A 12048-nucleotide genomic window follows, 5' to 3' on the forward strand; every position below is an offset into this window, starting at 1 on the left:
GTGACATTGCCATGCTGCTGCACATTCCCGGGCTGTTCGCAAAAGACGAAGTGCAGCGCATCCGCCGGGCCCTGGAGCAGGCGGACTGGGCCGATGGCAAGATCACTGCGGGCTTCCAGTCGGCCAAGGCCAAGCACAACCTGCAATTGCCCGAAGGCCATCCGCTGGCCAAGGAAATCGGCGCGGCGATGCTTGAGCGGCTGTGGAAAAATCCGCTGTTCATGTCCGCCGCATTGCCGCACAAAGTCTTTCCACCCTTGGTGAACTGTTACACCGCCGGCGGCAGTTTCGATTTCCATATCGACAATGCCGTACGCCAGCCCAAGGGCAGCATCGAACGGGTGCGTACCGATCTGTCGGCGACGCTGTTCTTCAGCGAGCCTGAGGATTACGACGGCGGCGAACTGGAAATCCAGGACACCTACGGCAGCCAGCGAGTGAAGTTGCCGGCTGGCGACATGGTGTTGTATCCGGGCACCAGTTTGCACAAGGTCAATGCGGTCACCCGTGGCGCGCGTTATGCGTCGTTCTTCTGGACCCAAAGCCTGGTGCGCGAGGACAGTCAGCGCGCGTTGTTGTTCGAGATGGACGCGGCGATTCAGCAGCTGACCCAGGACGTCCCCGATCATCCCTCGCTGATCCGCCTCACCGGCACTTATCACAACCTGCTGCGGCGGTGGGTCGAGGTATGAGTTTCCTGCTACGCCGCGAGGAAGTCCTCGACGCCGCCGGGTTGGCGGCGATGCTTGAAGAAAGCCCGGCTCGAGCGGCGCAGGCGATTTTGCTGGCGGCGGGTGAGGGCGAGGTTGAAGCGCAGGCGCTGCTCGGGCAGATCCTGCTCGACGGCCAGGGCATCGCGCAGGATCAAGCGCTGGCGCTGCGCTGGTTCGCCATCGCCGCCGGACGCGGGCACCTGATGGCGCGCAACATGCTCGGACGTTGCCATGAGCATGGTTGGGGTTGTGCGGCGGATGCCTCAGTCGCGGCGCAGCATTATCGAATCGGCGCCGAGGCGGGCCTGGACTGGGCGATGTACAACCTCGCCAACCTGCTGGCGACCGGGCGCGGGGTGACGGCTGATCATCGGCAGGCGTTGGTGTTGTATCGACGCGCGGCTGAGTTGGGCCATGCCAAATCGATGAATCTGCTTGGGCGCTATCTGGAGGAAGGGCAGGTGTGTCCGGCGGATCCGCCAGCGGCGCGCGAGTGGTATCGGCGTTCGGCTGAGGGTGGGGATTTTCGTGGGCAGTTCAGTTATGCGGCGGTGTTGGCGGGTGAAGGACGGATTGATGAGGCGGTCGACTGGCTTGAGAAAGCCTTGGCCGGCGGTAATCTGAATTTCTTGCGGGTGGCGAGTCAGACGCTGGCTGATGCGACAGATCTGCGGATTCAGGTGATGGCTAGTCAGTATGCCGCTCGGTATGCAGAGTTGCAGCGCGGCTGAAACCGCAAAGCCCTCACCCTAGCCCTCTCCCAGGAGGAGAGGGGACTGACCGCGTCGTTCCTGCGCTATACATCGACCTGAAATATCCAGTCGAACTCAATTTTGAAAAGCATGCACATCGGCTCCCTCTCCCTCGGGAGAGGGCTGGGGTGAGGGGCTTCGGTCTCAAGTGCAAATGAACCCCCAGCCGAACACCCACAAAAAAGCCCACAACATCGTGGGCTTTTCACTTGCAGCTAGCAGCTTGAAACTTGCCGCTGCCTCTTACACGTAAAACGACTTCAACGGCGGAAAGCCATTGAATTCAACCGCGCTATAGCTGGTGGTGTACGCACCGGTCGACAACCAGTACAGGCGGTCACCAATCGCCAGATTCAGCGGCAGACCGTACTTGTAGTTCTCATACATGATGTCGGCGCTGTCACAGGTCGGGCCGGCGATCACGACTTCTTCCATCTCGCCTTTCTTCTCGGTCCAGATCGGGAACTTGATCGCTTCGTCCATGGTTTCAATCAGGCCGGAGAACTTGCCCACATCGGTATACACCCAGCGCTCGACGGCAGTGCGCGACTTGCGTGCAACCAGCACCACTTCGCTGACCAGAATACCGGCGTTGGCGATCAGCGAACGGCCCGGCTCGAGAATGATTTCCGGCAGATCATCACCGAAGTCTTCCTTGAGGAAGCGGATGATTTCTTCGGCGTAGGTTTCCAGGCTGTTGGTGCGGGTGATGTAGTTGGCCGGGAAGCCACCGCCCATGTTGATCAGCTTCAGATGAATGCCGTCTTCTTCTTTCAGCCGTTCGAAAATCACTTTGACCTTGGCGATCGCCGCGTCCCAGACGCTGATGTCGCGCTGTTGCGAGCCAACGTGGAACGAGATGCCGTACGGCACCAGACCGAGGTCGCGGGCGAGGATCAGCAGGTCCATGGCCATGTCGGTCTGGCAGCCGAACTTGCGCGACAGCGGCCAGTCAGCTGTGGTCGAGCCTTCAGTCAGAATACGCACATAGACTTTCGAGCCCGGGGCAGCCTTGGCGATGTTGCGCAGGTCGGCTTCGGAGTCGGTGGAGAACAGACGCACGCCCTTCTCGTAGAAGTAGCGGATGTCCTTGGATTTCTTGATGGTGTTGCCGTAGCTGATGCGGTCCGGGCTGACGCCACGATCCATCACTTTGTCCAGCTCGTAGATCGAGGCGATGTCGAAGCTCGAACCCTTGTCTTTGAGCAGGTCGATGATCTCGACGGCAGGGTTGGCCTTGACCGCGTAGTAGACCTTGGCGAATTCGAAACCGGCGCGCAGGTCATCGTAGGCCTGGGCGATCATCGCGGTGTCGATCACCACGAACGGGGTTTCCTGTTTGTCGGCGAACGCCTTCATTTTGTCGAATGTAGCGCGCGCGAAATAGTCTTCGACCTGGATCGACATGCTGGGAACTCCTACTGGCAAACTGTAATTAACAATGGGTGCATGAACGTCCTCCGTATCCCCACTTTGGTTCGCCTACTTCCCAAGGCATGTCGCCGAAAGCAAAAAGGCCCAGGGATGTGCCGCTATCCCTTGGCCTTGCTGTCTCGTCGTCAGTACTTGAGCCGGATGGATCGTTTCCAGCATGGACGTTCGGCGCGAACTTTAGGGCGTGAGGGGCGTGAGATCAACTAAAAATGTCGCGTTTTTGCACGCTTCTGACGTGCGTCGCGTTCATCACTCCTTGTACCCGACCGAGATGACGGACAGATGTTCCCGAGGGATTTCCGAGTGTTAAACATATCTGCACGTTCGGGGTTTTTGTCAGCCAAGTTGTCGATAAGTCCGATGACTACAACATCGGCGACGTTCCCGGCATTAGTGCTGATTCAGAGGCTTTTCAGCTGAAACGCTGAAGATGATGGCGAGAGCAAAAGACCCCGGGTTGTTGAGATTCTTTTCCAGCCATTGCATTCGCCGAAAACCTGTGGCGAGGGAGCTTGCTCCCGCTGGACTGCGAAGCAGTCCTCGCTTTTATTCAAAGAAGGGCCGCTGCGCGACCCAGCGGGAGCAAGCTCCCTGGCCACAGGTGCAGTATTCGGTCCGGAGGATTACGCGACCACGGTCTCAGCCGGCGAGACGATATTGGTCTTCATCCCTCGCGAACGTCCCGAGCTCAGGTACGCCGCGATCGACTCCTGCGTCACCTCGCCGAGGAACACCCGTTCCGCGTCCATCACCGGCAGCCAGGCGCGGTTGAACTCGTACATGCGCGACAGCAGGATGCGCAGGTGCTCGTCGTACGCCGCCGTGGCGTTGAATTCACGCAGGAATTGCGCACAGGTGCCGGTCTGGCGATGCAGGTCGCGACGACGCACATAACCCAGTGCCTTGTTCTCGGCGCAGGTGACCACCACGTAGCGACGGTCGTGCTCGTCCATCAATTCCAGCGCATCGGCCACCGGGGTTTCCGGGCTCACCGATGGCGCGTTGTCCGCCGCGTCTTCGGCCTTCACCAATAGCAAGCGCTTGAGGGTGCTGTCCTGGCCGACGAAGTTGCTGACGAAATCGTCCGCAGGATGCGCGAGCAGAGTGTCCGGGTGGTCGATCTGCAGCAGTTTGCCGGCGCGGAAAATCGCGATCTTGTCGCCCAGCTTGATGGCTTCGTCGATATCGTGGCTGACCATGATCACGGTCTTGTTCAGCGCGCGCTGCATCTCGAAGAACTCGTTCTGGATCATCTCGCGGTTGATCGGGTCGACGGCGCCGAACGGCTCGTCCATCAACAGCAGCGGAGCATCTGCCGCCAATGCGCGGATCACGCCGATCCGCTGTTGCTGACCACCGGACAGTTCCCGCGGATAACGATGCAGATACTGCTTGGGCTCAAGCTTGATCATGCTCATCAGTTCGCGGGCGCGGTCGTGGCATTTCTGTTTGTCCCAGCCGAGCAGTTTTGGCACGACGACGATGTTCTCTTCGATGGTCATGTTCGGGAACAGACCGATCTGCTGGATCACGTAACCGATGTTGCGGCGCAGGGTCACCTCATCGAGATCGGTGGTGTCTTCGCCGTTGATGAGGATCTTGCCCGAGGTCGGTTTGATCAGGCGGTTGATCATCTTCAGCGTGGTGCTTTTGCCGCAACCCGATGGCCCGAGGAACACGCAGATCTCGCCTTCATTGACGGTCAGGCTTACCGAGTCCACGGCTTTGACATCTTTGCCGTTGCTTTGGAAGGTCTTGCTGAGGTTTTGAAGTTCGATCATTTCAGGAGTCCTTTTGGAGTCAGCGAGCGTTGCAGCCACTGCAAAACGAGATCGGCGAAAATCGCCAGAAGACTGACCAGCAGCGCGCCGACGATAAGCATCGACATGTCACTGCGGCTGATGGAGGCGAGGATCAACACACCGAGGCCGCCGGCGCCGATGGTCGCGGCGATGGTCATTACGCCGATGTTCATCACCACGGCGGTACGCACACCGGCGAGGATCACCGGCACCGCAATCGGCAGTTCGACCATGCGCAGGCGCTGGCCGAAGGTCATGCCGATACCCCGTGCAGCTTCACGGATGCCCGGTTCAACGCCAGTCAGGGCGAGATAGGTGTTGCGCATGATCGGCAGTAACGAATACAGGAACACCGCAGTGATCGCCGGCAGTGGCCCCAGGCCCTGGCCGAACTTGGAGTAGAACGGCAGCAGCAGGCCGAACAGGGCAATCGACGGCACGGTCAGCAGCACCGTGGCGCTGGCCTGCAAGGGGCCGGCGAGGCTCGGAAAGCGCGTCATCAGAATGCCCAGAGGCACGCCGATGACAATCGCCAGGGTCACGGCGATGCCGACCAGAGTGATGTGCTGCCAGGTCAGGTGCATCACCTGCTGCCAGTCGAGATGGGAAAAGGCGTTCAGAAATTCCATGACTTCTCCTCTCTTAATTCAGTGGATGCTGGCGCAGGAAATCGGCGGCAACGGACGACGGGCTTTCATGATCGACATCCACCCGCGCGTTGAGCTGGCGCATGGTTTCGTCATCGAACAGTTCAGCCAGCGGCTTGAGTTGTTCGGCCAGTTTCGGATTGGCATCCAGCGTGGCCTGACGCACCACGGGAGCTGCGGTGTAGTCGGGGAAGTAATGCTTGTCGTCTTCCAGCAATTTCAGGCCGAAGGCGTTGAGGCGGCCGTCGGTGGTGTAGACCAGGCCGGCAAACACCTGACCGTTACGCAGCGCGGTGTAGACCAGGCCGGCGTCCATCTGACGGATATTCTTGCGGGTCAGGTTCATGTCGTAGAGCTTGACCATGCCATCGAGACCGTCGGAGCGATTGGCGAACTCGGTATCCAGCGCCACCAGATGATTGCTCTTGGCTTCCGCACGCAGCACTTCGTTGAGCTGGCTGATGTTGTTGATCTGCGGATATTCCTCAGCCACTTTCTTGGGGAGGGCGAGGGCGTAGGTGTTGCTGAATTTCGACGGCGTCAGCCAGATCAGGCCTTTTTTCGCGTCGAGTTCTTTGACCCGGGCGTAGGACTGCGCACTGTCGAGTTTTTCCGTGACATGGTTGTAGGCCACCAGCGACACGCCGGTGTATTCCCAGAGCAGGTCCAACTGGCCGCTTTCGTGGGCGCTGCGAGCGAGGTTGCTGCCCAGACCGCCGGTGATCTGCGCGTCGTAACCTTTGCTGCGCAGGTATTGCGCGGTGATTTCGGCGAGCAGGGTCTGCTCGGTAAATACCCGCGCGCCAAGGCGGATAACCGGTTTTTCGGCGGCTTGCGCCAATCCTGCGAATAGCAGGACGCAGCCTAAGATCAAACTAAGACGTTTCATGAATATTCCTTCGCAAGAGCCTTAAGACGGGCGCAAACCGCGTTCCAGCCAGAGACGGCTGGCGAGGGTGACCACGCCATCGAGCAACAGCGCCAGCAGCGCGGTGCACGCGGCGCCGAGCAGCAGTTGCGGCTGATTGTTCAGGGCGATGCCGGGGAAAATCAGGCTGCCGAGGCTGTTGGCGCCGATCAGGAACGCCAGCGGCGCGGTGCCGACGTTGATGGCCAGTGCGACACGCACGCCACCGACGATGATCGGCACGGCGTTGGGCAATTCGACTTTCCACAACACCTGGCGCGGGGTCATGCCGATGCCGACGGCGGCTTCTTTTAGTGAGCCCTGAACGTTTTTCAGGCCTTCGTAGGTATTGCGCACGATCGGCAACAGCGAGGCGAGGAACAGCGCAAAGATTGCCGGGCCACTGCCGATGCCGAGGATGCCCAGCGCGATCGCGAGCACGGCCAGCGGTGGCACGGTGTTGCCGATATTGAAGATCTGCATGAAGCGTTCGGCGCGGCCGACCATGGTCGGGCGGCTGAGGAAGATGCCGGCGGGGATGCCCACGACAAGGGCGGCCAGCATGGACGCGAGGACAAGAATCAGATGAGCTTGCAGGTAAAACAACAAATCGTCGCGGTAGTGTTCGATCGTGTTGATGCCGATCCAGTGGACCAGCAGGGCCAGGAGCGCGATCACCACCGCACCTCCCATCAGCCCTTTGCCATAGCGGATAGCCACAGGCGGACTCCTTTTTTTGTAGTCGGCGAGCGCTGCTCCACGTGGCAAGACCATTCCTGGTTGCCGAAGTCAGCGTTCGCGAAAAGTAGCCGTTTTCCAGCACCGGCCAAGCGGCGTGAAAGCGAGCCATGAGCGCAGCCTCGTCAGGCTAACTTGCTGATTTTTCAGCCCCTGACGAAGATTCGTAACAGGGGATGGACGTCTCCAGGCTTTAAAAGGTTCCCACGTTAGACACTATTTGGCCACCCTGTCGGAGCTGCCGAAGGCTGCGATCTTTTGACTTTGCTGCTGAAAACAAGATCAAAAGATCGCCGCCTGCGGCAGCTCCTGCGGGGTTTCGCGCGGCCGAGGGACGGTGGTTCGGCGATCACTTTTTAAGCTATACTCGCCGCCCTTTTTTGAATCACCGCCAGGCGATTTCCCATGACCCAACAGGCCGCCGAAGTCGCGAAACGCCGCACTTTCGCCATTATTTCCCACCCCGATGCCGGTAAAACCACGATCACCGAAAAGCTCCTGTTGATGGGCAAGGCGATTGCAGTGGCCGGTACGGTGAAATCCCGTAAATCCGATCGCCATGCGACATCCGACTGGATGGAGATGGAGAAGCAGCGGGGTATTTCCATTACCACGTCGGTCATGCAGTTCCCCTATCGCGAACACATGATCAACCTGCTCGACACCCCGGGCCACGAAGACTTCTCCGAAGACACCTACCGCACCCTGACGGCGGTGGACTCGGCGTTGATGGTTCTCGACGGCGGTAAGGGTGTAGAGCCACGGACCATCGCGCTGATGGACGTCTGCCGTCTGCGTGACACGCCGATCGTCAGCTTCATCAACAAACTCGACCGCGACATCCGCGACCCGATCGAACTGCTCGACGAAATCGAAGCCGTTCTGAAGATCAAGGCGGCGCCGATCACCTGGCCGATCGGTTGCTATCGCGACTTCAAAGGCGTGTATCACCTGGCCGATGACTACATCATTGTCTACACCGCCGGTCACGGTCACGAACGCACCGAAACCAAGATCATCGAAAAACTCGACTCCGACGAAGCGCGCGCGCACCTGGGCGACGAGTACGAGCGCTTCATCGAACAGCTGGAACTGGTGCAGGGCGCCTGCCACGAATTCAACCAGCAGGAATTCCTCGACGGTCAACTGACCCCGGTGTTTTTCGGTACCGCACTGGGCAACTTCGGTGTCGACCACGTGCTGGATGCTGTCGTCGATTGGGCGCCGCGCCCGCTGGCCCGGGTGGCCAACGAGCGCACCGTCGAGCCGGTGGAAGAGAAGTTCTCGGGCTTCATCTTCAAGATCCAGGCGAACATGGACCCGAAACACCGCGACCGCATCGCCTTCATGCGTATCTGCTCCGGCAAGTACGAAAAAGGCATGAAGATGCGTCATGTGCGTACCGGCAAGGACGTGCGCATCGGCGACGCCCTGACGTTCTTCTCCTCCGAGCGTGAACAGCTCGAAGAAGCCTATGCCGGCGACATCATCGGCCTGCACAACCACGGCACCATCCAGATCGGCGACACCTTCAGCGAAGGCGAAGTCCTCGGTTTCACCGGCATCCCGCACTTCGCCCCGGAACTGTTCCGTCGTGTGCGTCTGCGTGATCCGCTGAAATCCAAGCAATTGCGTCAGGGCCTGCAGCAGTTGGCGGAAGAGGGCGCGACCCAGGTGTTCTTCCCCGAGCGCAGCAACGACATCATTCTCGGCGCCGTGGGTGTACTGCAGTTCGATGTGGTCGCCAGCCGTTTGAAAGAGGAATACAAAGTCGAGTGTTCATATGAGCCGATCACCGTGTATTCCGCGCGCTGGATCGAGTGCGACGACAAGAAGAAGCTCGAGGAATTTTCCAACAAGGCGGTGGAGAACCTCGCGCTGGATGGCGGTGGTCATCTGACCTATCTGGCGCCGACGCGGGTGAATCTGGCGTTGATGGAAGAGCGCTGGCCGGATGTGAAATTCCGCGCGACGCGTGAGCATCATTAAGCGCTGAGCTGGCTTGATCGAAAGCCCCCTAGGTGAATGCCTTGGGGGCTTTTTGTTGCCTGCTGTTTTTGGCGGCTTGTCCCGCTACCTCAGAGAGTGGCTATTCATCGGTGTATCAAAGAGGAACTGTCGCCTTTAAGTTGGCATGGAAACAAAAAATAAAGCAGCCAAATGGACATTCAACCTAGTGCCTTTTGCATGTTTCAAATGAGATGTCAACTGTCAGGTCTTACAGTGGCTCCAATACGGTATAGCGATTATAAGCATCAAGGGGTATAGCCCCTGAAACTACTCGGAGAAACACCATGAAAGTCACTGCGTCTACCATTAATGAACTCCCTCCGCATCGTAAACCAATTGGTCAGATGGAATTCTCGATCGATGGAGTTGTATACAATCCAGTAGTGGGCGCGGGCTGGTTTGTAATCGACCCTAATGGTCGAGGCCAGGTGGGAGGAGTCATTCGAAATGATGATTCTGTTTTTTTTGAGTTCGCCGATATTGAACAAAGCCAAAGTGTCGAGGGGGCTTTTGGTACAGATCGAAAATTCCACGCGTTTTTCAATCCTCATGATCCTTTGGAGACATGGGAAGCGGCGTCGGGCAATTATAAAGGCTTGATCAATTTGGAAGAGCGTGTAGTTCAAATGGACTTTGAATTTATTGCAAAGGCCGCGAATTCTGACCGGCAAAGCAAAATAACAGCATCGATGAAATTCAGGTTCGACGGGCCCGAGAACAAATCATTCGAGCGAGATTTTCGTCGTAAGAACTAATCAATGAAAGAATTTCCTCGGTTTTATGCCTGCGGCTTAATGTAGTCAGCCGCAGGTTTATATGAGTGCATCAACGTTGGGTATTTACCGTTAACAATGAATACGCCTGGACCCGCTCGCAGTTTTTTTCAATCCGCCGGTTTTCTGCTGTTTGCTTGATTAAACTTGTTCTCGCTGCGTTTAGCTGCGCCAGATTGTCTCAGCACTCCCACGCCCGGATCAATCCCTCCGCTCAGCGTTCCGACGTCGCCGGCGGATCAAGATCAAGAGCAGGCGAGCTGACACTCGGCCTATTGAGTGGAGAAAAGCGTGGGTGTTCGGCTTTTGATTTGCATTGTTGCTGCCCCTCACCCCAGCCCTCTCCCGAGGGAGAGGGAGCCGATTTTTGGATTTTTCAAAAGCTGTGTTCGACGCGGTATCGCACGTCGGCGTACCTCGCCCATACGCCTCGGTCAGTCCCCTCTCCCTCCGGGAGAGGGCTAGGGTGAGGGGCTTTTAATCTTCAGCGCCGCGTGAAAAACGGAGTTGCATCCAGGTCAGGTGATTTCTCTGTAAGGCATTTTCCTTCAGCGTCGTAGCCCTACTCTGCTTTTACTTTGCCTGACCCCACCCCCACGACATTCCAATCCAACCCGTCTACTGTTCAGCGAACCCTCGCCCACAGCGGACGTTACATGCTCAAAGGACTGACTCATCTGTTGCACCCCAACGGCTATTTCGCCCCCATGGCGTGGGTCCTCGCAGCGCTTTTGTTCATCAATCGCCTCAGCGCCATGGTCAAGCTGTTCATGGCGTTGTACCTGCGTCAGGAACTGGGGTTGGCGATTGAAACCGTCGGCTGGTTGCTCTCGGCGTATGGCGCGGGGTTGTTGGTTGGTTCGATGCTTGGCGGTTGGCTCAGTGATCACGTGCGCACGGCGCGGCTGACGGCGGCGCTGTTTTTCGTTTCGGTGTGGGTGCTGATGCTGTTGGGGCTGGTGACGCAGGTGCCGTGGCTGGCCGGTTTGTTGCTGCTCAGCGGAGTCATCGACGGGGCGATTCGCACGTTGCACCAGCGGCTGATCATGGAATATTGCGAAGTTGCGCAGCGCTCGCGGGCGCAAGCATTGAGTCGGGTGGCGCGCAATCTGGGCATGGCGGCTGCCGGGGTGGCGGGTGGGGTGTTGGCGCAGGCGGATTTTCGTTGGGTATTTTTCGGCAGTGCGGCGATGACCATGCTGGCGCTGCTGTGGTTCGTGCGCACGACGTGGCGGCGGCCGGTGCTGGTGCTTGAAGACGAATCCGCCGATGGCTCGAACGTGCCGCTTCGCGACAAGCCGTTCCTCTGGCTGCTGGCGGCGACGGCCGTGCTCGGCATTGCGTTCGACACGGTCTACAGCACGCTGGGCAATTATCTGCGTGACTACTACCACCTGAGCACAGAGGCGATCGGTTGGCAGTTCGGGCTCAATGCGCTGTTGGTGATCGCGCTGCAGATCCCGCTGTCGCACTCGGTCGAACGCTGGGGCTCACGTTGGCAGATGCTTGTCGGCAGCGTGCTGTTGGCCTGTGGGCTGGGCATGTTGCCGTTCGGTTCCGGGTTGGCTTTTGTCTGTCTGTCGACACTGATATGGACCTTGGGCGAGGCCTTGTTCATGCCGCCGTTGAATGTACTGGCGATGCAGTTTGCGCAGAGCGGCAAAAGCGGTCAGTACTTCGGCTTGTTCTTTATGAGCTGGAGTGCCAGCGCGCTATTGTCACCGGTGCTCAGCGGTCAGCTCTACGGCCAGTTTGGCGGGCACAGCGTGTGGCTGATGAGTGCGCTGCTGGTGCTGTTCTCCATTCCACTGACTTGGCAGGCCACGCGAGCCACTTAGCTGCATCGGTTATTACTGTTATTCGAAAGCAATCTGTGACTCCAGGGCATTTCTGTCCGCGTCGCCGCGTCCTAAGTGGTGAGCCGGGCGGATCGCGACTAGATTTCACACTAAGCCAGCCCGGCAAGCATGTCTTAGCGCAACAGGATGGAGTCGGCCATGAAAAGCAGATTGCTACGGATTTTGATGTTGTTGAAAGTGATGGTGATGCTGTCCCTCGGCACTGCAACGGCCTGGGCCGAGTGCGAGGATCACGATTCACAGGCGTTCAACGGCCAGGTCGGGCATAGCGGGCTGATGCTCGCCAAGTCCGAGGCGGAGCCGGGGGATATGAATCAGGGCGGCAGCGCCGATGATGACGACTCGACCACGGACGAGCCGGACACCGATGACCCGGATGATGAAGGCGATAGCCAGACGTAATTCACCGGGCA

At 58.6% G+C, this 12048-nt stretch carries 11 protein-coding genes; 6 read left to right on the forward strand and 5 right to left on the reverse strand.

What is annotated here, in order from left to right; genetic code table 11:
- Positions 1-11 precede the first annotated feature (11 nt).
- Positions 12-692, forward strand: a complete 681-nt coding sequence (locus BLU71_RS26020; RefSeq protein WP_083354211.1) for a Fe2+-dependent dioxygenase — start codon at positions 12-14, stop codon at positions 690-692.
- Positions 689-1444: a tetratricopeptide repeat protein gene (locus BLU71_RS26025; RefSeq protein ID WP_083354212.1), complete on the forward strand. Its 756-nt coding sequence runs from the start codon at positions 689-691 to the stop codon at positions 1442-1444. Before BLU71_RS26020 ends, BLU71_RS26025 begins: the two co-directional genes overlap by 4 nt.
- A 264-nt stretch (positions 1445-1708) precedes the next feature.
- On the opposite strand, the gene BLU71_RS26030 is transcribed toward BLU71_RS26025, so the two are convergent.
- From BLU71_RS26030 to BLU71_RS26050, 5 genes are all read right to left on the reverse strand, one after another.
- A complete protein-coding gene (locus tag BLU71_RS26030; RefSeq protein WP_016771733.1) occupies positions 1709-2872 on the reverse strand; it encodes a type III PLP-dependent enzyme in 1164 nt (387 codons plus the stop codon).
- A gap of 650 nt (positions 2873-3522) precedes the next feature.
- A complete protein-coding gene (locus BLU71_RS26035; RefSeq protein ID WP_039759487.1) occupies positions 3523-4680 on the reverse strand; it encodes a betaine/proline/choline family ABC transporter ATP-binding protein in 1158 nt (385 codons plus the stop codon).
- A complete protein-coding gene (locus tag BLU71_RS26040) occupies positions 4677-5330 on the reverse strand; it encodes an ABC transporter permease (RefSeq protein WP_042608800.1) in 654 nt (217 codons plus the stop codon). Before BLU71_RS26040 ends, BLU71_RS26035 begins: the two co-directional genes overlap by 4 nt.
- Positions 5331-5343: 13 nt before the next feature.
- The gene (locus BLU71_RS26045; protein WP_083354213.1) at positions 5344-6237 is read right to left on the reverse strand and encodes a glycine betaine ABC transporter substrate-binding protein; all 894 of its coding nucleotides are present in this window, start codon (positions 6235-6237) and stop codon (positions 5344-5346) included.
- A 21-nt stretch (positions 6238-6258) separates the two neighbouring features.
- Positions 6259-6948, reverse strand: a complete 690-nt coding sequence (locus tag BLU71_RS26050) for an ABC transporter permease (protein WP_172667905.1) — start codon at positions 6946-6948, stop codon at positions 6259-6261.
- Between the two features lie 450 nt (positions 6949-7398).
- On the opposite strand from BLU71_RS26050, the gene BLU71_RS26055 reads away from it, so the two are divergent.
- The 4 genes from BLU71_RS26055 to BLU71_RS26070 all read left to right on the forward strand — a co-directional run bounded on the left by BLU71_RS26055 (position 7399) and on the right by BLU71_RS26070 (position 12037).
- Positions 7399-8982 carry a peptide chain release factor 3 gene (locus BLU71_RS26055; RefSeq protein WP_016771727.1) on the forward strand — a complete coding sequence of 528 codons (1584 nt, stop codon included), beginning with the start codon at positions 7399-7401 and terminating at the stop codon, positions 8980-8982.
- A gap of 305 nt (positions 8983-9287) precedes the next feature.
- Entirely contained in the window at positions 9288-9758 is a 471-nt protein-coding gene (locus BLU71_RS26060) for a hypothetical protein (protein ID WP_156889246.1), read from the forward strand.
- A gap of 674 nt (positions 9759-10432) precedes the next feature.
- The gene (locus tag BLU71_RS26065) at positions 10433-11614 is read left to right on the forward strand and encodes an MFS transporter (RefSeq protein WP_083354214.1); all 1182 of its coding nucleotides are present in this window, start codon (positions 10433-10435) and stop codon (positions 11612-11614) included.
- Positions 11615-11773: 159 nt separating this feature from the next.
- Positions 11774-12037, forward strand: coding sequence for a hypothetical protein (locus BLU71_RS26070; protein ID WP_042608795.1), 264 nt, complete (start codon positions 11774-11776; stop codon positions 12035-12037).
- Positions 12038-12048: the final 11 nt, after the last annotated feature.

Source organism: Pseudomonas moraviensis, assembly GCF_900105805.1.
Lineage (GTDB): Bacteria > Pseudomonadota > Gammaproteobacteria > Pseudomonadales > Pseudomonadaceae > Aquipseudomonas > Aquipseudomonas moraviensis_A.

What these genes read in the sequence shown, in the direction of transcription:
- BLU71_RS26020 (WP_083354211.1), top strand. Translation starts at nt 12, where the DNA reads ATGCTGCTGCACATTCCCGGGCTGTTCGCAAAAGACGAAGTGCAGCGC.
- BLU71_RS26025 (WP_083354212.1), top strand. Translation starts at nt 689, where the DNA reads ATGAGTTTCCTGCTACGCCGCGAGGAAGTCCTCGACGCCGCCGGGTTG.
- BLU71_RS26030 (WP_016771733.1), bottom strand. Translation starts at nt 2,872, where the DNA reads ATGTCGATCCAGGTCGAAGACTATTTCGCGCGCGCTACATTCGACAAA.
- BLU71_RS26035 (WP_039759487.1), bottom strand. Translation starts at nt 4,680, where the DNA reads ATGATCGAACTTCAAAACCTCAGCAAGACCTTCCAAAGCAACGGCAAA.
- BLU71_RS26040 (WP_042608800.1), bottom strand. Translation starts at nt 5,330, where the DNA reads ATGGAATTTCTGAACGCCTTTTCCCATCTCGACTGGCAGCAGGTGATG.
- BLU71_RS26045 (WP_083354213.1), bottom strand. Translation starts at nt 6,237, where the DNA reads ATGAAACGTCTTAGTTTGATCTTAGGCTGCGTCCTGCTATTCGCAGGA.
- BLU71_RS26050 (WP_172667905.1), bottom strand. Translation starts at nt 6,948, where the DNA reads ATGGGAGGTGCGGTGGTGATCGCGCTCCTGGCCCTGCTGGTCCACTGG.
- BLU71_RS26055 (WP_016771727.1), top strand. Translation starts at nt 7,399, where the DNA reads ATGACCCAACAGGCCGCCGAAGTCGCGAAACGCCGCACTTTCGCCATT.
- BLU71_RS26060 (WP_156889246.1), top strand. Translation starts at nt 9,288, where the DNA reads ATGAAAGTCACTGCGTCTACCATTAATGAACTCCCTCCGCATCGTAAA.
- BLU71_RS26065 (WP_083354214.1), top strand. Translation starts at nt 10,433, where the DNA reads ATGCTCAAAGGACTGACTCATCTGTTGCACCCCAACGGCTATTTCGCC.
- BLU71_RS26070 (WP_042608795.1), top strand. Translation starts at nt 11,774, where the DNA reads ATGAAAAGCAGATTGCTACGGATTTTGATGTTGTTGAAAGTGATGGTG.